Annotated in this window: 23 protein-coding genes; 6 read left to right on the forward strand and 17 right to left on the reverse strand. The window is 38.8% G+C overall.

What is annotated here, in order from left to right:
- Positions 1-96 precede the first annotated feature (96 nt).
- Positions 97-306, reverse strand: coding sequence for a hypothetical protein (locus V7K84_RS20710; RefSeq protein ID WP_334840795.1), 210 nt, complete (start codon positions 304-306; stop codon positions 97-99).
- A gap of 394 nt (positions 307-700) precedes the next feature.
- Positions 701-1,558, reverse strand: coding sequence for a GIY-YIG nuclease family protein (locus tag V7K84_RS20715; protein ID WP_334840796.1), 858 nt, complete (start codon positions 1,556-1,558; stop codon positions 701-703).
- A gap of 225 nt (positions 1,559-1,783) precedes the next feature.
- Here V7K84_RS20715 and V7K84_RS20720 point away from each other — a divergent pair, with 225 nt between their 5' ends.
- Positions 1,784-2,611 carry a DNA/RNA non-specific endonuclease gene (locus V7K84_RS20720; protein ID WP_334840797.1) on the forward strand — a complete coding sequence of 276 codons (828 nt, stop codon included), beginning with the start codon at positions 1,784-1,786 and terminating at the stop codon, positions 2,609-2,611.
- A gap of 5 nt (positions 2,612-2,616) precedes the next feature.
- On the opposite strand, the gene V7K84_RS20725 is transcribed toward V7K84_RS20720, so the two are convergent.
- A complete protein-coding gene (locus V7K84_RS20725) occupies positions 2,617-3,024 on the reverse strand; it encodes a nuclease A inhibitor family protein (protein ID WP_334840799.1) in 408 nt (135 codons plus the stop codon).
- A 68-nt stretch (positions 3,025-3,092) separates the two neighbouring features.
- Positions 3,093-3,443, reverse strand: coding sequence for a hypothetical protein (locus tag V7K84_RS20730; protein ID WP_334840800.1), 351 nt, complete (start codon positions 3,441-3,443; stop codon positions 3,093-3,095).
- 72 nt (positions 3,444-3,515) lie between these two features.
- Here V7K84_RS20730 and V7K84_RS20735 point away from each other — a divergent pair, with 72 nt between their 5' ends.
- Positions 3,516-3,938, forward strand: coding sequence for a hypothetical protein (locus V7K84_RS20735; protein WP_334840802.1), 423 nt, complete (start codon positions 3,516-3,518; stop codon positions 3,936-3,938).
- Between the two features lie 205 nt (positions 3,939-4,143).
- Here V7K84_RS20735 and recD2 read toward each other — a convergent pair whose 3' ends face one another.
- The 4 genes from recD2 to V7K84_RS20755 all read right to left on the reverse strand — a co-directional run bounded on the left by recD2 (position 4,144) and on the right by V7K84_RS20755 (position 8,090).
- A complete protein-coding gene (gene recD2 / locus V7K84_RS20740; protein ID WP_334840803.1) occupies positions 4,144-6,381 on the reverse strand; it encodes an SF1B family DNA helicase RecD2 in 2,238 nt (745 codons plus the stop codon).
- Between the two features lie 197 nt (positions 6,382-6,578).
- Entirely contained in the window at positions 6,579-7,403 is an 825-nt protein-coding gene (locus V7K84_RS20745) for a hypothetical protein (protein WP_196511532.1), read from the reverse strand.
- 168 nt (positions 7,404-7,571) lie between these two features.
- Entirely contained in the window at positions 7,572-7,784 is a 213-nt protein-coding gene (locus V7K84_RS20750) for a KTSC domain-containing protein (RefSeq protein ID WP_196511533.1), read from the reverse strand.
- A gap of 78 nt (positions 7,785-7,862) precedes the next feature.
- Positions 7,863-8,090 carry a DUF2188 domain-containing protein gene (locus V7K84_RS20755; protein ID WP_196511534.1) on the reverse strand — a complete coding sequence of 76 codons (228 nt, stop codon included), beginning with the start codon at positions 8,088-8,090 and terminating at the stop codon, positions 7,863-7,865.
- Positions 8,091-8,541: 451 nt separating this feature from the next.
- Between V7K84_RS20755 and V7K84_RS20760 the strand changes: the two genes are divergently transcribed.
- A complete protein-coding gene (locus tag V7K84_RS20760; protein WP_196511535.1) occupies positions 8,542-9,768 on the forward strand; it encodes a UvrD-helicase domain-containing protein in 1,227 nt (408 codons plus the stop codon).
- A gap of 101 nt (positions 9,769-9,869) precedes the next feature.
- The gene (locus V7K84_RS20765; RefSeq protein ID WP_334840808.1) at positions 9,870-11,744 is read left to right on the forward strand and encodes a 3'-5' exonuclease; all 1,875 of its coding nucleotides are present in this window, start codon (positions 9,870-9,872) and stop codon (positions 11,742-11,744) included.
- 173 nt (positions 11,745-11,917) lie between these two features.
- Here the strand turns inward: V7K84_RS20765 and V7K84_RS20770 are convergent, their stop codons facing one another.
- Positions 11,918-13,903: an ATP-binding protein gene (locus V7K84_RS20770; protein ID WP_334840810.1), complete on the reverse strand. Its 1,986-nt coding sequence runs from the start codon at positions 13,901-13,903 to the stop codon at positions 11,918-11,920.
- Between the two features lie 566 nt (positions 13,904-14,469).
- On the opposite strand from V7K84_RS20770, the gene V7K84_RS20775 reads away from it, so the two are divergent.
- On the forward strand, positions 14,470-14,949 hold the full coding sequence (locus V7K84_RS20775) for a hypothetical protein (protein WP_196511538.1): 480 nt from the start codon (positions 14,470-14,472) through the stop codon (positions 14,947-14,949).
- On the opposite strand, the gene V7K84_RS20780 is transcribed toward V7K84_RS20775, so the two are convergent.
- The 3 genes from V7K84_RS20780 to V7K84_RS20790 are packed head-to-tail and all read right to left on the reverse strand — an operon-like array spanning position 14,929 to position 16,762.
- The gene (locus V7K84_RS20780) at positions 14,929-15,084 is read right to left on the reverse strand and encodes a hypothetical protein (protein WP_196511539.1); all 156 of its coding nucleotides are present in this window, start codon (positions 15,082-15,084) and stop codon (positions 14,929-14,931) included. The genes V7K84_RS20775 and V7K84_RS20780 overlap by 21 nt on opposite strands.
- Positions 15,056-15,619, reverse strand: a complete 564-nt coding sequence (locus V7K84_RS20785) for an HD domain-containing protein (protein WP_196511540.1) — start codon at positions 15,617-15,619, stop codon at positions 15,056-15,058. Before V7K84_RS20785 ends, V7K84_RS20780 begins: the two co-directional genes overlap by 29 nt.
- A gap of 57 nt (positions 15,620-15,676) precedes the next feature.
- On the reverse strand, positions 15,677-16,762 hold the full coding sequence (locus tag V7K84_RS20790; RefSeq protein ID WP_334840813.1) for an AAA family ATPase: 1,086 nt from the start codon (positions 16,760-16,762) through the stop codon (positions 15,677-15,679).
- 180 nt (positions 16,763-16,942) lie between these two features.
- Between V7K84_RS20790 and V7K84_RS20795 the strand changes: the two genes are divergently transcribed.
- On the forward strand, positions 16,943-17,122 hold the full coding sequence (locus V7K84_RS20795) for a hypothetical protein (RefSeq protein WP_334840814.1): 180 nt from the start codon (positions 16,943-16,945) through the stop codon (positions 17,120-17,122).
- Here V7K84_RS20795 and V7K84_RS20800 read toward each other — a convergent pair.
- Genes V7K84_RS20800 through V7K84_RS20820 form a run of 5 tightly spaced genes read right to left on the reverse strand, consistent with a single transcriptional unit; the run spans position 17,119 to position 19,375 of the window.
- The gene (locus V7K84_RS20800; RefSeq protein ID WP_334840817.1) at positions 17,119-17,511 is read right to left on the reverse strand and encodes a hypothetical protein; all 393 of its coding nucleotides are present in this window, start codon (positions 17,509-17,511) and stop codon (positions 17,119-17,121) included. The genes V7K84_RS20795 and V7K84_RS20800 overlap by 4 nt on opposite strands.
- Before the next feature lie 4 nt (positions 17,512-17,515).
- A complete protein-coding gene (locus V7K84_RS20805; RefSeq protein WP_334840818.1) occupies positions 17,516-17,806 on the reverse strand; it encodes a hypothetical protein in 291 nt (96 codons plus the stop codon).
- Positions 17,807-17,817: 11 nt separating this feature from the next.
- Positions 17,818-18,072 (reverse strand): Nif11 family protein, encoded by a 255-nt coding sequence (locus V7K84_RS20810; protein WP_334840819.1) that lies wholly within the window; start codon positions 18,070-18,072, stop codon positions 17,818-17,820.
- Positions 18,065-18,298: a hypothetical protein gene (locus V7K84_RS20815; protein ID WP_334840820.1), complete on the reverse strand. Its 234-nt coding sequence runs from the start codon at positions 18,296-18,298 to the stop codon at positions 18,065-18,067. The genes V7K84_RS20810 and V7K84_RS20815 overlap by 8 nt, the downstream gene beginning before the upstream one ends.
- A 36-nt stretch (positions 18,299-18,334) precedes the next feature.
- Positions 18,335-19,375 carry an HNH endonuclease domain-containing protein gene (locus tag V7K84_RS20820; protein ID WP_334840821.1) on the reverse strand — a complete coding sequence of 347 codons (1,041 nt, stop codon included), beginning with the start codon at positions 19,373-19,375 and terminating at the stop codon, positions 18,335-18,337.
- Positions 19,376-19,492: the final 117 nt, after the last annotated feature.

A 19,492-nucleotide genomic window follows, 5' to 3' on the forward strand; every position in this document is an offset into this window, starting at 1 on the left:
GATTTACATTGTTATACAAATTGGGTATCCGAAATTCCATATTTTGGGATAAAAAACGTTATCGGTGTTGAATATGGGTTTTAGTAGGCGTTGGATTTATTCAATTTCAGTTTCTTCATCACCTTGCACGGTAAGAAGAACTGATTCGAGACGATAACCAGCCTCACGCATATAATATCCAGCTGCGCCCAGGTCTTCAAACACGCTGTCAAATTGGGGATGAGTTTGTGGAAAAATCTTTCTCAGGCGATCGCCCAGTCGCTCCAGTTCTTCTTTGATAGCGATTAGTTGTTGAGTATCGTCCATACTTACCTACAACAAAGACAACTGCCCTAGTGAAACGTTTGATTTAGCACCCTGATGATATCAAATATTACAGATATTTTATATAGAGCAACTAAATTCTCTCTTCTATTATCAGTGGTTACGGTTCCAGTGGTTACGGTTCCAGTGGTAAACCTGTACCGTGTAAACTCTGCATTTTCTTGGTGTCAAATATGATATTTTTTCACCAGGGCAATGCACTCTAACCTACACTTTTGACAATGCCACCCAGCTTCAAGCTTAATTCCAGTGGCAATTTCTGACCAATTACCTGAATACAGAGAATGGTTAAACGTCATCGTCAGTTCAAGTTCTGGAAGTCCTTCAAATTTTAATACTTTTTTGTTGTAAAAATCAGCCTTCAACTATATGCAGGTTAAGCATTCTGCTGTAAGCGCTTAATTGCACGGTGGCGATATTTTAGATAATCTAAATTTGTCAGGCATTTCTTACCTTCAGAATTAGTAAATATATATTCATCTTCAATTGGTAATTCATTGAATATATCTAAATAATTAAAGGCTTTCAATTGTACACCAAGCATTTCGATAATACCTACATAACGTTCAGTGATGCTTAAATTTTCTTCTAAGTAGAATATGATATTTGGTAATTCAAGAAACTCAAATCTATAGTTTAAAAAACTATACGCTATTACCGAACTGGATTGATAAAGTTGCTCGTTTTTGCCACAGTATGACTTATACAAGCCCCAAGCGTTCTTCACTTGTGGAGGTTGTCTTTTTTGCATCGATTTAAATAATAATCTTGTATCATTGGCATTGATTAATATAATTATGCAGTGAATACCGCCATTATCTTCATACCCGCCAGCAACTACGGAACGAACCACGGGAAACAAGTATGTGGGATTATTTAATACTTTTAACAAACCTTTGATTTCTCGTTCAACTTGTGGCTGTTTAGGCAAATATTTTTTGACTTTACAACCATTGAGTTCTGGCTTAAGCATTTGAATATAATACTTCTCTTTTTCAGTTAACAAATCAACTGAAACTTCTTTCCAATAGATTCTGTAAGAGCGTTTTTTGTTTGAGCGAATCAATTGTGGATAGCGATGATGTGTTTTGCCAGCCCAACGAGCTTTAATATTAGCAGCTTGCCCAACATACCAAACACAGTCATTTGCATCTACAATTACATAGATTCCCGAACATGATGGTAGACAATACCGTTCGGTAAATGCAACGCTTGACCAATCTTTCCATTCCATGCAGCTTGACCAGCAATCCCTTCATTCTTAGGATTCCCACTGGAACCCCTATATGCGATCGCTCCTTGGCGATTACAATGCCTTCGTGTTCAGCGTCTCGTAGAGAGTAAACACGAACGCACCATAGGCGATCGCTTGCGTTAAGTGCAGGTCATACCAAAACTAAGTAGAACTCTGGAAATACAATCAGAAAGTGAAATAAATCTTTAAGAGTACGAAATATTTATGCTGAATCGTCATTTTTGGGGTGTAGCTGCTTTACTTGCAATTTTAATTGGATGTTCGCCAGCGCAAACCCAGATGCCACTGCCTAATATAACTAGCGCACCATCAATAAGCCCTCACCTGCTTCTGGGAAATCCTAGCGGTGCAACTCCCACAAAGCTCACGCCTGATAATTACCTCATGGTAAAAAATCAATATGCACTCTCGGTAAACCAAACCAAAGGGACTGCGAATTGGGCAAGCTGGCAGCTTAACAAGTCATGGCTAGGGAAAGCAGAGCGCCAGGATAACTTCCGCCCGGACAACACGTTGCCTGCTGGTTGGGTGCGAGTGACTCCTTCTATGTACTCTGGTTCAGGTTATGACCGGGGTCATATTGTACCTTCGGCAGACCGCTCTCTGACGGAAGAGGATAATTCTTCAACTTTCCTAATGACCAACATGATGCCGCAAAGTGCCGATAACAATAGAAATACGTGGGGTAATTTAGAGGACTATTGCCGATATTTGGTAAGCCAGGGAAAAGAACTTTATATTGTAGCTGGGCCTTTTGGTAGTCTTGGCGAACTAAAAGGTAAAGTGACGATTCCTAAGACAACTTGGAAGATAGTTGTCGTACTAGATAATCCTGGCTCTGGACTTAATGGTATTACTGCAAGCACTCGTGTCATCGCGGTGAACATACCAAATGAACAAGAAATCAACAATGACTGGAGGGCTTACAAAGTCAGTGTTGACGAATTAGAAAAACTCACAAACTATGATTTCCTCTCGAATGTTTCGCCAAATATCCAAGAAGTTATTGAAAGCAAAGTAGATAATTTGTAAGCAAGTCAAGTTTCAACAACTTTCGTAGAAATCCCCGCTAAATTTACCGCCGGGGTTTGACCAACTACATAAACATCAATTTCTTTGTTGCCGAGGCGATACACCTGCAAATTAGTCAGATTTTTCTTAAGTTCCTGCACAAGGGTTTGAAATCGTTTTACGGTTGCTTTCTCTTCTTCCTCATGCCAATCTTCTTCTGTCGTTGCCACTTGAAAAAAATCGTCAATCCCCACAATTTGAATGGGTGTATCTTGAGGGTGATTTGTCTGTTGTATAACTTTCTCTGGTGTAGCAGGCGGTGTAGCATCTTCCCAAAGAAAAACTTCAAACGGATACTCGGATTCGTTCATCATGAGTAAACCATTCGTTGCTGTACGAAGCTGATCTAGGATTTCTGAATTAGTTTTGGTCATAAGCCATAGTAGAGCAATCGCACCTCACAAAGTATCATCCTAAAAGTTGAAGCTAGCTGCAACAACCTCTACACGCTATCATCCATCCAACCACACTCAGGGCAATCCCAATGCACCCACGCCGTGTAGTCGTGGTCAAACTCATGCTGGCACTGGGGACACTTGCCAGTAAACATTGGGTGAGTGTCGATGAGTTCTAACTGTTCCTCTCTAGTCCATCGCTGATTGGGTTGCAAAATCAACTCGCCGTTATAGTAGGTTGCAGCTTCTGGCTCCCACGGTTCTACCGATTCGGCGTTAGGGTCTTCTCGAAAGTCTAGGCAACTGTTACCATCTACCCCCGTCGGATGTACGACACAGATGATGTGGGGGTTCTGGGCGTAAAGGAGACAGCGATCGCACTCTGGGATTTTTGGCATAATACCAGTTTAATACCCTGCTTTTACGAATATATTTAACTAAATAAGTTTTTAAGGAGGTAAACAAAATAAATGAATAAGATTGGATTGGTAGTTGCAGCAGTTGTTATCATGTCACCTTTGACCTTAACTGTAAAAAACGTGCAAGCTGTGAACGAGCAAGTAAAACCAACTCATAGTAATCAACCAGAACAGTCTGTGCAAAGAACTTTTACAAGCTTGATAAATGCTGTTGAACAAAACAACTACACTCAGTTTATATCTCAAGGAAATGCTGCTTTCAAAGAAGGCATTACAAAGCAAATATTTACACAAGTTAGTGGACAGTTGGCTCCTCGCATCAAAAAAGGGTATTCAGCAGTTTTCTTGGGAAATCTGAATCAGCAAGGATATCAAGTTTATTTATGGAAACTGACATTTAAAGATGGCAATGATGATGTTTTAGCTAAACTTAGCCTCAAAGATGGAAAAATAGGTGGATTTTGGCTGAATTAGAGCTAATTTGTAAACTAGAGTAAAGTCTTTGATTCGTAAGGGTTTCAGGAGTTTGAGCCAAGCAAGCGTTTATTCTCTGAAAGTCTTGCCCAGCAATCAATTGGATATCTTTAAGATTTTCTTTACGAATCAGCTCTTAATTGATTCACATTGGTTCTTGGTTTTATGTTTCTATAGTTACAGTTTGTCAAGAGTGGGAGCGCAATCATTGTAATGCTTGTAACCTCTGCTGCAATCGGGTATATCGCTCTTGGGACTTTGTAGAACGAACGCACATACTGATTGCCTTCTTGCTGCCAATAATAATCGCCAGTTTCTTGGCACGGGTTAACCCTGTATAAAGTAAATTGCGAGTCAGCATCATGTAATGTTGGGTATACAAAGGCAAAATTACCACCGGATATTCTGACCCCTGCGACTTATGTATGCTAACACTCCAGGCTAAAGCAAGCTCATTCATGTCAGCATAATCATAAGTAACATCGCGCTCTTGGTACTGGACGATTACTTCCTGTTCTTCAGTGTCTATTGTGGTAATAAATCCCACATCGCCGTTAAAAACTTCGCGTTGGTAATCGTTGGTTAATTGAATAACCCTATCACCAACTCTAAAAATAGTCCCACCCCTGGTAATTTCAATTTTTTCAGGGCTAGGTGGATTAATTAACTGTTGCAGTACGTTATTGAGATTGCGTGTACCGACTAATCCCCGTGACATTGGTGCAAGCACTTGTACATCAGTAGCAGGATTAAAACCAAGTTTGGGAACAAAATCAGCAATCAACTCGCTAATTGCCTGTACCCCATGTTCTGGTTGTAATCCTCCACCATGCCAAAGACAATCAGATTGAGGTGTGTCAGAAATTGATTCAATATTGGGATATTGCCCCCGGTTAATTAGATGCGATGCAGTAATGATTTTGCTAGTAGCAGCTTGGCGAAATACTTGAGTGAGGCGCACCACAGGTACTTTTCTCGAATTAATTAAGTCAGCCAGCACGTTACCCGCACCTACCGATGGCAATTGGTCAATATCTCCCACTAATAGCAGTTGGGCATTGTCTGCCACAGCTTGAACCAAAGAATACGCTAGAAACAAGTCGAGCATACTAGCTTCGTCTACAATAATTGCACTATGGGGTAACGGATTGGTGCGATCGCGTTTAAAACTGCGAGTTCTGGGGTCAAATTCCAGCAGACGGTGAATGGTTTTAGCTTCCAGTCCCGTCATCTCGCCTAACCTTTGCGCTGCCCGTCCAGTTGGTGCAGCCAGGGCAATTGATTTACCCATTGCCTTCCATAAACTGACTATGGTGCTAGTGCAGAATGTCTTACCGACACCAGGGCCACCTGTAATGACTGTGAATCTAGAGTAAGCAGCCGTCTCTACTGCTTGTTGCTGTTCGGGTGATAGTGAAACTTGGCGGCTACTGCTAAAACGCTCCAACCAAGCACGGACGCGAGGAATATCAGAACTGATGGGGTAGGTGAGGCGATCGCGTACCAATAGAGCTAAATTTTGTTCAGTGTAAAAGTAAGTAGGCTTGTAACAATTGAGCGTTTTATCGGCATCACGTTCTCTAATTAGCTCATCTTTCAAAGCCATATCTTTGATAGTTTGAGCGATCGCATCTTCTGTTGGTTGATGGTCAGCAGTCGTAAGCAGTTTAGTCACCGATTCAATTAATTCTGTTTGAGGTAAGTAGCAATGTCCGTCTTCTGCTGCTTCACTTAAAACATGAACAAGTCCAGCAAAGTAGCGAAACTCGGAATCTGCGGGAACCCCCAAATTACGGGCAATTTTATCAGCAGTTAAAAAACCAATGCCATAGATATCAGTCGCAAGCTGATAAGGATTATGAGTAACTGTATCTATGGATTTATCGCCGTATTGCTTGTAAATTTTGACTGCGTAAGTGGTGCTAACGCCGTGACCTTGCAGAAATACCATCACTTCTTTAATGGCTTTTTGCTCATTCCAGGCTCTTTGAATCATGGCAATACGCTTTTTGGCGATGCCGTTGACTTCGCTCAAGCGCTCAATTTGGTTTTCAATAATATCTAGAGTCTCTATCCCAAAATAGGCAACAATCCGTTTCGCAGTAACAGGCCCCACACCTTTAATTAGACCACTACCTAAATACTTCTCAATTCCTGTGAGAGTTGCAGGTTTGGTTTCTTTATAATTAACAACTTGAAACTGCAAACCATATTGGGGATGTTCGCGCCAAAAACCAGTTAATTGCAGCGTTTGTCCTGGCTGGATATCTGCAAAGCTACCAGTAATCGTAGTTAGTTCCTTAGCACCAGAGCGTTGCAAACGTGCCACAGTATAACCTGACTCTTGACTGTAATAGGTCAGGCGTTCTACTACTCCGGTAATTGATTCATGTTTAGGAGTCGCATTGACTTGCTGCTGGCTTGGTAGGGGTGTAGTGGACATCACTTTCAGGAAACGGCGCAGCTATTATACTCGATACTCACTGTTGGAAAAGTCATAGAGTGAGCTTTTATAGTATTTATGTACTATAAAATTATAGAGAATAGCGATGCCTACGGTTCAAGAAGTCTATCTAGTTTGGAATTTTCGGTATAGCACCAGTTTATTCAGTTCACCCAAGCGATCGCAAGTCTTAAAAATCAAATCTTTATTTTTTGAGCTTTGGGAACTGCATAAACAGAATCATTGGCAGATCGACTAAGGAAAAGAAAGTTTTCCGTTCCAAGACACTCTTCAGGCCATGTAGAGCTTTTTATAGAACGTAAATTAATTGGTATATTAGCCTTGTCACTTGGGGTAAGCTTATTAAATCGATGTAGGCTTAGTAGCCTTTCATAGCTATTAAGTTGGTGAGTGATTAAAAAAGCAATCGGATAAAACTTAATCATATTGAAAAAGCCGCTTGTTTGGAGATGTCCTCTCATGGCTGGCATTACAAAATCTCTCAATATAATAGTTTTTTCATAAGGATAAACCCAATATAAAATATGAATATCATCAGGAATAGGCAATGAAGGCTCTAGAATACAAGGTCTTATGAGATTGTCTATAACTACTTCATCTGTCTCTGTTTTGGCTGCCAGAAGATGACCTAAGACAGAACGCATGATTGCATTTGGGTGACATTCAATTTCAAAGGAGTCTGGTAGAATCAATTTGCTATTAATGAAATTTTCGATTTTCTGACTAAATTCACCCAAAGCCCAATCATATCTTGTACCCAATCCATTATTACAATCGCTGCATATTGTTCTATAAGTTATTCCATTTTGAGAAATTCTTGGACGAAATGAGCGCTCTCCTGTCATCTCATACAAAAGCCTAGAGATGACTATATTTTTAGCTGGAGGACATATTTTAGGGGGCACATGATCATCTGATAATTCTTTCTCTTGCTGGCAAATATTACAAATATTATCCTTTTTCTTAAACTTTTCAATGATTGATTGTTTGCTATTTTTCATAACACCAACTAAATCGTGGGAAAATATAGTTCTGCGAGAACTAACTTGTTAACAGTTTTTAGTTCTGCAATAAATTGGGCGATTGCATTTTGCTTGGTCAATGCCTGCGGTAATGATATCAGTGTGACAGCTAAGATAAGTAGTAATGGTTTAGTAATGTGCTTTGTTTCAATACACTTGTATATAAGGATAAGAGTCTTTAATGTTAGCGTGAAAATATTTCCCGTGCGATGAGGCACTTATTAGTCCCCTATAAGTGGACTCTGGAACTCCCGAATATTGGTATACACTTCCGTTATTAAACTCAACTTCAAGTGTGCGAGTCGTAGCATCGTAACCAACACTGTGCAAATTGCGTGAGTTAACTGGCGTTCGTAGCATTATTTTTTCTTATAGTAAAGTAAACGTCAGGTGGGCTGTCCTCACCTGAACGTATGGTTTGATTTAACTCACCAGTTTTTACCCCTTGGGTGGGTGTGGATCATTGCCATAGCTGTTCCGCTCTCGAATTTGTCCTTCTCGATTATGGATCAACAGTTCTGACTGCTGATTAATAGCAATCTCGCGTCCGCGCGCAATCGCTTCTTGCTGAGTAGTGAATACCTGAGTTACTTTAGTAGCACCTTCAGACTGGACTGCCCATCCTTCAGCATGGGGGACAATGTGCTGATTTTTGCTTTTTGTCATAAGAAGTATCACTTATGTAGTATGACATATACACGCTAGCACAAGGTTTACTAATTGACTTCACTAGACCTTTCGTTCATAAATTGAGTTATATAATTTACACCTACTTAAATCTAAAGCTGTAACCTGACGATTACAAGTCAAATGCACAATATGCAATTGTGCGATCGCCTTTCAGCTATGGGAGAAGCTGAGGCAATCGCTAGTCTATTGCCACTCTTTATAGTACATTCGTATTTAAAAAATTCCTTAGAGAAAGCCACAGTCCCCGCCTCAAGTGCGGGTATTTTATTTTGTTGGTACAGGGTGCGATCACTCCTCGTTCTGGGCGAAATACAATTGCACTCCATGCCTTTTCATTGTTTTTACGGAGAGCGCACAAGCCTAGATGTAGTTAAGATGTGTCAAATGATATATCAACTTATCAAGTTTGTTATTTGGAGTAAAAATCATGGGTCAATGGATTGATTTTCAACAAACTGTTAATCAAAGACTGGTGAGAGAAGACCTAGATAAAGAACAAACCAAAGTCAAAAACATGAATATCAAGGGACACTCTCTTGTCCGGGGTATTGCTGGCTCTGGGAAATCCTTAGTATTAAGAAATAGAGTAGAGACAATAATTGAGGAATTTGATAATATTTTGATTTTGAGCTATAACCGTTTTATGAGTGGATGGCTCAACTCAAAATTACAAGAGAATAGTATTAACAGAAAAATTACCTGTAATACATTCCACAGTTGGGCTTATAATAAGTTAGGCTATGATTATAAATTTGATAACAATGACGAATCCAGAAAGCAAATTATAAGCTTTGCTAAAAATTCAAAATTTAAATATCAAGCAATATTAGTAGATGAAGCACAAGATTTTTATGATGAGTGGTTTTTAGCTCTTTTAGAAATTTTAGATGAGACTAATTCCCTATTTTTTGTGTATGATAACACTCAATCAGTATATGGTCAGCCGCATAGAAGAAAGCCAGAATGGACATGGAAAAGTTTAGGAATTGATATTGTAGGACGTTCTCAAATATTTGATGTTAATTATAGAAACTCTCCTGAAATACTAGAGTTGGCTTGGGAATTTATACTCTGTTCTTTATCTGAAGCCAATATGAAAGTTTCCAAAAAAGGACAAGCTGGAAACAGAATTGGTGATATTATTCAGCCTAAAAAGAAAACATCTAGAAGTTCAAATATTCAACCACTTTTATTGCAAATTTCAGATCAGGCAATGCCCGCTAAGATTGCACAGCAAGTTAAATATGCGTTAGAAAGCTATAAAGAATCTTCAATCGGCGTTTTGGTACATCCACAAAACTGGCGATTAAAAGAAGCTATTGGCAGAGAGTTATCAAGCTTAGGTATTCAGCATCATGCCCCAAAAAAATCCACAGACAGAAATATGAATGTAGTGGATAGACCTTTTGTAATTGTTGACTCTTGGAATGCCTTAAAAGGTGTTGAATTTGATGCGGTTATCATTGCTGGACTGGATAAAGCGGATGAAGACCCAGATGATCTAGATAAGGATTTTCAAGAAAAAGCTGGCATTTACACTGCCATGACTAGGGCAAGAGATCATTTAGTTGTACTGTATAACACAAAAAACTCTATTGTTGACCTGATGGAAAGTGCTTTAAACTCCCCTGATCAATTAGAGAGTGAAGACTAAAACAGTCATTTCGTTGATTGCGATCGCCCCCGCCAAATTCTTAGAGGAAACCCCAGGCATACATCGTCCCCCTTAAAAACCCATATAAACATCTACCATTTATGGCTACTCTAATTCCCTCATTTAATAGTTGCTCAATGCGGATGACCTCTGGCGAGAGGAGATTAGCGCAGCGCTTGGAGGACAAATTAGAGGATGACTATTTACTTTGGTATGACGTGCCAGTAGGTAAAAAGCAGCTGCACCCAGATTTTATAGTACTGCACCCCAGCCGGGGCTTATTTATTCTGGAGGTGAAAGACTGGAAACTCGACACTATTCAAAGTATTAACCCCTCCACAGTCACCATCATTACAGAGAATGGGATAAAAGAAGTCAAACACCCACTACAACAGGCCAGAGATTATGCCCTAGCAGTCAACAAAATGCTAGAAAAAGACCCCGCCCTGGTGCAGCAAGAAGGTAAATATCAGGGTAAGCTGGTCATTCCCTATGGTTACGGCGTGGTATTTACCAACATCACCCGCAAAGGGTTCAATGAAAGTGAACTACCAGCAGTGTTTGAGGAACACTTGGTTATCTGCAAAGATGAGATGTATGAAAACATCGATGCAGGCGAATTTCAGCAACGACTTTGGGATTTATCGGCATATCAATTTGGCAAGACCCTCACCAGTAGCCAAATAGATAGAATCCGTTGGCATATCTTCCCAGAATTACGCATTAGTGCCAAGCAGTTATCTTTATTTGATGTAAATACCACCGAAGAATCACCACAGTTGCAAATCCCCGACATTCTCAAAATTATGGATTTGCAACAGGAACAGTTAGCCAGGAGTCTAGGTGATGGGCATCGGGTAATTCATGGTGTAGCGGGTTCAGGAAAAACCATGATTTTAGCCTACCGTTGCCAGCACCTTGCACAAGTCAGTAATAAACCAATTTTGGTACTGTGTTTCAACGTCTCTCTTGCTGCCAAACTCCGGCAAACTATCCAAGACCAAAACAAAGTTAGTCGCATCAAAGTACGACATTTTCATGGGTGGTGCATGGATTTACTCAAAAAGTATGACATCCCCAGACCCGACTCTAGAGAGTATCAAGGTGAAGCTTATATAGAAGAACTGGTTCAAAGAGTAATTACAGCCGTTGATGCCAAGTTAATACAGGCTGGCACTTATGGCGCTGTCATGCTAGACGAGGGTCACGACTTTAAACCAGAGTGGTTAAAGTTGATTGCTCAAATGGTCAACCCCGAAACCAATTCTTTGCTTATCCTCTACGACGATGCCCAAAACCTCTACGGAGAAAAACGCACTAAGAAATTTAGCTTTAAGAGTGTAGGCATCCAGGCACAGGGACGCACGACCATTTTTAAACTCAACTACCGCAACACAGAGCAGGTGTTAGGGGTAGCCTATGAATTTGCTAAAGAAGTGATGACTCCTACCACCGGGGATGATGACCAAGTAGTATTGGTAGAACCGACTAGTGCAGGACGGCAAGGGCCCAAACCAGACCTCATCCGTTTACCCAGTTTTAAACACGAGGTAGATTACCTTGCAGAGCGAGTGCAACAATTACACGAGCGAGATATCCCTTGGAACGAAATAGCAATTATCTATCGCTCCAACTTTATGGGCGAAAACATTTACAACAGTTTCCAACAAGCCCAAATACCAATAGAGTGGGTAAATGCCAACAGTGACAGCCGCAACTATCACCCGGACGAGTTAAGTATCAAACTCATAACCATGTACTCCAGCAAAGGGCTAGAGTTCCCAGTGGTGCTTATTCCTGGTATTGGTTTTATGCCTGACCAGTACGGACACGGTACACCAGAAGAAGAGGCGCGGTTACTTTACGTGGCGATGACACGAGCAATGGAGCAGTTGATTATGAGTTGCGATCGCCCTTCAGAATTTACCAGCCGTTTGGAGACAGTATTAGGTAAAGTAGCAACAAAAATAATTTAATCGTAAAGCTTGCCCACAGACAAAAGAACTTGTTAACAAGTTTAGTTGTAGGACAATAGGAGCAATCGCACTTTATTAATTTCTTGCAATTTATTTTTTATTTTCAATATTGAGGTGAACATTAAGGTAATGTTTACTAATAGTTTTATTACATTCTATAAATTAAAAAAATTTTAATTTTCTGGAATAACACGTTGAGGAGCTTGCACAGCACTATTGCTATGGATATGACTAATTACTTCGCTTGCACTTGTAACATCTGCATTAAGCTTTATCTTTTCTAATTCGAGCTTATCATTCAAAAACTTGTGTTTTAAATCGAACTCAGTAAATAATTCACTCCATTTTTTTACGTATATTTTATAATTATCAACAAAGTAAACTAGTGATTTTTCACCATGAGACTTAGCATTTTGTATTTCTCTTTCAATATATTTAGATTGATCAAAATCATTACCAATTAAATAGAATTCCCAAGACATATTAGAGGCATTGAATTCATCTTGTTGTAAAATTACTCCCATATATCTTTTTACCTGTTCAAGTTCTTTTGAGCCAAGCTTAATTTTAGGATGTTTTAACTCTACAACTACATTATTAATAGAAGAATTATTTAGAAGCTGCCGTACCATAAATATATCCATCTCTCTATTCTTATCAGAATGATCGATAGAAACTACGGGCTTTTCGCCCCTTAATAGATAAATATATCTACGTAATGCTTCTTCAAATTTTGGTTCAGCAGCAGTTACAAGATGATATTCCTCACCAAAAATCCAGTAGTGATTTTCAACAAATTTTTGAATATGATCTCGCTCATTAGCTTCCAAATCCGGTTTGAAAACTAAATTATTTAATTGATTAATAGCTCTGTACCTATCTTCTATCAATCTTACAGTTTTAATAATATTTGCAAGTTTTGTAATTTTTAAAGATTCGGATAAGTGTTCTAATTCAGAGGAGTCTAATTTTATAATTTCTCCCAGTACATCAATTAACTTATTTCTCTCATCTGAATCAAGTATTAAATTTAAAAAATGAACAAATACTTTTTTTTGTTCAATGTTTAGAGAACTGAAAATTTTTGGCTCTACCTGATATAATTCTTTGAGAAAATCTTCTAGCTCATTTTTTCTGTGTTGATCCCAAGTATTATTGCCAAATTTTGGAAAAGCATTATTTCTTTTAAATTCTTCTATAATCTGGTCTGATTTAGCCTTAAGAAAAAGTTTTCTGCGATTTTGAAGCTGCTGATTAATAAAATGAATTAGAGAATGATAAATCTGTCCATCTGGCGTATTTCTTAATACAGAAATTTCATAAGGGAAAAAATGTTCTTGATTAAAAAAAGAACTTTTAACAAAAATACTATGAGAAAAATTATCACCTTTATTATTGAGAGTAGTCGTATTGCTATATATTCCTTCGCCTTTTGAGTTGATAAAGTAGTATCTTGAATATTCTTTATTTAGGCTTTGAAGCCAGCGAATAAATTTTACTTTAAATAAATATTCACCAATTTTATGTTCTAATTCAATAGAATCACTAATAAAATTTTCTTGATAATTTAAATCTGAGTCATTTATTTTAATTGAAAAATTTCTCATTGAATTTAGTTCAATAAACCAACTAAACTCTCTATATAAATAACTCTTAATTTCATTATCAAAATCATCAGGGCTAATTGTATGAATATCATAGAAAGAAACTATTGTTCCTGTTTTTTCATCAGTTTCTCTTTCTTCTGATATATCATAGTTGTCTAATTGATTTGCATTTATAGTTATGCTGTACTTGTACTTTTTACCTTCTTTTTCATAAACAGTGTTCCATTTTGCTGAAGAACAAAAAGTAAAAAAAGTTAACCTACCTATACCATTAGTACCGTGAATAGATGATAAGTTTTTTGAAGTACCAAGAGTAAGTTGTTTATTAGATTCATAAAAAAGCGTAAATCTACTTGAATCAGCAATACCACATCCGTTATCTATAATTTTGAATTCCGATATCCTTCCATAATCATCAGATTTAATCAATATCTTAACTTCAGTAGCTTTTGCATCAAAGCCGTTCCATATATATTCTGCAATAGATGACAAATAACTATGATGTTTAAGTGCTTTTAGAATGCCTAATGAAGTAATTTGAATATTTTTCATATATTTCTACTTTAGAATTGATACTGCTATATGTTGGAACAATTTTGAAAACAAGTAAAATGAAAAAAATATTTTACTTAATACTTAATTAAGTCGACAAAAAGCGACAACATTACTAATAAAACAGAAAAGTACATAATCAACAATGTATCATAACGTAAGTGACATTAAACGTCTACAAAACATCGCCTCTCGTTCTTAGACGAAAAATTATGAGCGATCGCTATAAAGTGGCCGGGTACGCCATACTACCTTTACTATGTGTTTTCTAGTACATTACTAGCCAGTTGTGGCGAAGCGATGACCGAGTGCTGTGAGTTGGCTGCTGAGTTTTTCTACAGCGTTGGGTCAACAACTGGCGATTTGTGGCTGTTCTGTTGTGTTGATATCTCATTTAAACCGCAATTCAGAGATAAGTTATGCCAAATTGCCAGAACCTTGAAACATGGCGGTGTAACTTCAATTTTTTTTAAGAGGAAAGCGTAGGCGCAGCCCCTTAAAGTAGACATCGCCACCTCACAACCGCAAACCCTGCTAAAATCCCTGTATTCAGTACACTAACTACCATGTCTGGCAAAGGATTTGGACAACGCCAACCTACAAAAATCGATAAACTTGTTGAATCTGCGGTGCGTTATTGCCAACAGCGACAGCCAGAAGCATTAGACCAAATTTTTGACAATCTGCCTGTTAAGCTTAACCAGCAAGTGTTAGATGGTACAGTAGCAGCTTTAAAAAAAGACATTGATTGTCTCAGTTGGCTGTGTGGTTACTTTGCATCGGAAATTAACAGCACTTCAGACAACGATAAACCCTACCATCCCATTACCTTGTTATCAAAACTTTTGATTAAATCTGGAATGCAGCCATTCGTTGATTTTATGCCCTACATTGGTTGCCGCATTTCCATACTCAATAACGATAAATTTGAAGCGCTGCCGCCTAGAGTGCAAGCAGCAGTTAGAGAAGCTTTTGATGTGGTAGAAACTAGTGGGGAAGAGGCACAAAGAATAAATGAGGCATTGCTACGTGAGTTGGAAGTGTAATAGAACTGCCGGATGAGCGATCGCGCAAAGCGCCCGCAAAGCGCGATCGCACCCAAAACTTGTTAACCAGTTTATTGCTTCTGAGGGTAACTGAAGGCGATCGCTACTATTTAATAAACGCCTTGTAATCTTCAATTTTAGTAGCCAAGCGAGATGCTAGAAACGGGCTGGCATCGTGCAAAGCTTCATAAATCTGAATACCTTCTTCTCGATATCGAATAATTTTGTCTTGATTCCAATAATGTGGAGGTGCTTGGAGGTTGCTGATTCTATCTGCTAATTTTACCATCCATATTTCTGGCGGTTGCTCTTTTATCCTTCGTAAACTATCTGACATTTGGAGATGTTTTGCTAAACTTTCATCTTTAGTCAATGCAAGTACACCATTAGCTACTGATTCACCAAATTCAGTTTTTATTTCCTCAAAAGTGGTATCAGTATCTTCGATTGTGTCATGTAAGATAGCACATTGAATAGCAAGGTCGCCATCATGTTCTTTTTCTACACTTAAGGCTGCAATGACTTCCATACTTACAAAACTCAAGTGCATGATGTAAGGTATATTTGACCCTGGCACTTTTTGACCTTGATGTGCGTGTGCAGCAAACTTATAGGCTTTGATGTAACTTTCTTGTGACCAGTTTTGTAAGCTGAGTTGATATGTTTCCATTTGTCAATTTTGGTCATAGGATGTAGCGACGAGCGTAACGCTTGCAATAGAAGCGAGTTATAATTTCGCAGGCTCTAACAAAACCTCCAAACTGTTTTCCCACTCATCGAAGAACCCATCAGGCCATCGGTCAATTCTGCCGTCTTTATTAATGCGGGGTGACACAACTTTAATAAAAGCTTGATCTTGGTTGTGGTGACGTTGAAAGTAATGTAATTGCATATCTTCCGGCTCACTTTTACCACTATGTACCGCAAGACGAATACCGTTTAAAATCTGCTCACTATGAGTTTCTACCACAACTTGAACGCCACAGTTAGCAGCCAGTGCTAACAGCTTACCCAACATTGTTTGTGCTTGGTTGTGAAGTCCGGTTTCTGGGTGTTCAATAAGAATTAACACACCTGGACTGGAAGCGAGGATTGCAACGATAATTGGTAAAACGTAAGCAATGCCGTATCCAATAGGGTCACTAAATTTTAAGTTAACCAAATCCATATCTAGATGTGCATTAACTTGGATGCGTAGACCAGAACTTATTTCTCCCATCCATGCCTCAACTTGGTCTAGCAAATTTATTGATTTTGCTTGCGGGTGAGCGAGTTCGGCGATAGGGATTGGTTGACTACCGTAGGTATAAAGAAAATGTGCTGTATATTCGCCAAGCGCACCAATTTGTTTAAGTTCTTGCACTTGGTAATTTAAGATTCCTGATACAACTTTTGCACGTTCTGATTGAAGGTGATAAAGTTGCCCGTTGAAAATGCTTGACTGATAAACATCGGCATCAACAGAGTTGAATCCACTCTCTAAAAAATTTGCTTCTCTCTCTAATGAGTTGTATTTAAAGTGCCATGTTCCTTTAGTTCCGTTTTTTAAACTAAGCTCAAATCCTACGTAGTCTTGTTTGGCATTTTCATACAAAGCATCATTAGCTGTGCCAATATTTACCAAGTTTCCATTGAGCAATAAACCAGTGCTTTGTAGTAAATTTTGCTGGTAAGATTGATGCAGCAGTGATAGTGCTTGCAACACAGAGGATTTAGCAGTGTTATTGTAACCAGAGAGTAAGGTAAGCGATTTGAATTCAATCAATTGATTCTCAAATGCTTTAAAATTTAGCAGCCGTAATGAGCTAATCATTAATAGTTAAAATATAGATGTTCTCCGATTTTATTATAGTTTGTTTATCTAAAGCGATTTTGTAAGAATCTTGTTGAGCAAACCTGTGTATGACAAAATTTTAAATATATTTTGTTATTTACATTTGTGATAATTAATCAAAAATACTAGCAATTTATCAAGATTGAATTGGAATTATAAATGGCATCTGAAAATTTTCAAGAACTTGTTAATGTTGCAATCCAAGTAGCGACCAGAAGAAATAAAATAATGGCAGTCTTCCAGCTTGATAACACTTATTATATAGTTGATGCTAGGGAATGGGAAAATGGTCGTGCGTATGGGCAATATATCATGACAGTAGAACCTGTGCAAAATTAAGCATCAGATGTTTCATATTGTTGAAACTTTTTCCAATCAAACTCAAGAGTCAGTATTTCAAATAGTTTTGGTGACAGCACCTCTAACTTTATAGGTTCACCAGTATAAATGACCTCTGGAAAGTCTTGAGGGTAAAAGATTCCGTGAGGAATACCCTCTCCTTTTAACCACATCCTAGCTCGGTAATCGATGCGATATCCATTTGGTAAATCAATCCAGAAATGCGGCTCAACCTTTTGATTTTGCAAATTTAAAACCCCAAACATTGGCTGATGCTCAATGCCGTGATTAGTTAGTACGGTGTGACAGATGCGAGTCATGCCATCACATTCAGTTTGAGAAGAATCATAGGGGTCAAGGAGTTGTTTAATTATTTCCCTTTGTGTCACTTTCTTACTCCTCAATTAGTTCCAACCCAGTCTCTCTAGCCACCCGTTGAGCTACAGATTCTCTAAATGGGCGAGGATTAGCTTGCAACCACTCAGAAAATTCATGTATTAAAATCTCGTTATAAATATCAAGATGTTCCTCTAACCAATCTGCTTGTAATTCAAAACCAAGGTCTTGAAGGGTGATGATAACGCAGGCATAATTGAACATATTGCACAGTCCACTAGCCCTAACCTCAGCCAATGCTTCCATTAAAAGCGGGGGGCGATGCCTATTGTCTACGCTGCTTTTCATTTCAATATCACCTACTCTTCGGACACGGCTAAGTTTTGCTCTTGCATGATTGGTGTCATCAAATGGAATATCTTCGTTAGCCCCTGGTGCAATGATTCTTGAGAGAAGTTATAGCCACGTTCAACAGCCATAGTTATGATTGCAGCGTTATCTTTTGCACCCATTGCTTCCATCAGTCGGTCTAACAACAGTTGATCTTGGAGGGCTGCTGCAAAAAACTCCATAACTTGTAGTTCGCTTTGAGCAGCATTTAGTGACTCATTCATTTTTAGACTCCTCTTGCCGAACCTCTACCACAATAACATCAAACCCTTCCCACTCCTGGACAGTAAACCCCGCCTCGGTTTCTTCTGGATACCGCCGTGCCATTTCTTGCCATGCAGCTTCTTCGTTGATTGCCCAGATGTAATGACCCTGGCGTTCTCTAAGGTCATCGCGCCCAGTGCAGTCATGAGTATAGAGGGCGTTACGGGTGCAGCGATATTCGCGCATATTTTTTTTTGGAAACCAGACGTTGCACCTGCTATTTTAGAACGTTACTGGATATTCAAACTCTGATTTCCAGCCATGATTACTTCCAGTTCCTAAACGGGATTGTGCTTTCCTATACTTGCACTGCAAAAAATTTCGCCGATGTTTTGTTGTGTTGCCCGTTTGTTGAATAAGTGTTTCGCGTAGTGGATGGTTGCTGGTAATCAAAAATTCGTTGCGGTTGTGTAGGCGATCTAAATACTTAATATCTGGGAGTCTATCAAATTTTCCTCTTTTGCCCCGGTTACATTCGGTGGATGACAACACTAAATTCCATACACCATCGATATTGCTTATGTATTCGTTCAAAGAGTAAGGAATAAAGTGGTCTACATCAGCTAAGTTTGTAGAACCTGGCTCAATCGAAATATCTGCAAATGAGTAAAAACATTTACCTTTTTGATAGCCGTTGAGGGCATCTCGGCATGAAGTAACATCTACCCGCCGCCTGCGATCGCTAAATGTAAACAGCAGTTGGTTGTTTGGGTCGTAACCAATAGATATCAAATTGCGCGAAATGTTTAGTTCCCAAGCTGTCTCTACAAGCCGCCATCGTGCTTCGACTTCGTGGGGTAAGTTTTCAGACTGAAGCTTTTCTAACAGTTTAAATAGCTCATTGGTCAAGATAATACCTTTATTTGCCCCTCGGCGCTCATCCACAAAAAACCGTACCGCCGTCTCTCCGACGCTAAGGTTATGGAATGCATCAATCACATTTTCAAAGCCACGCTGCACTGTGGTGTCAATCAATCGTGTTTTAGTTATGTCTCCGGTGTTAAACTTGCGGCAAGCGTCTAAAAAGCGGCTAGAAACTGAGGTAGTTTGCTTATCCACAATTTTTAAATGCTCGATAATATGTCTCGAATACGGTTCTGCTAAATCTTCCAAGGTGATGATACTTTTACCCTGCGGTGCTAATTCTAACAATGACTTTGCCAACGCAAATTTATAACACGCAACGTTTTTACCAAACAATATAATTGCTCGCCAGTAATCCTCTAACTTCGGGTCAATCGCCAGAAACTTTGACTCGCTCATTGTATTTTTAGATACTTATTACTTCGGCTAAAGCCTAGCTTGGGAGTAACTAAAAACACCTCGGTTACATTACGGTTATCGGTATTAGTTAGCTAATATTTGCTGTAGAATATGCGG

This window comes from Nostoc sp. (assembly GCF_036917315.1).
Taxonomy (GTDB): domain Bacteria; phylum Cyanobacteriota; class Cyanobacteriia; order Cyanobacteriales; family Nostocaceae; genus Nostoc.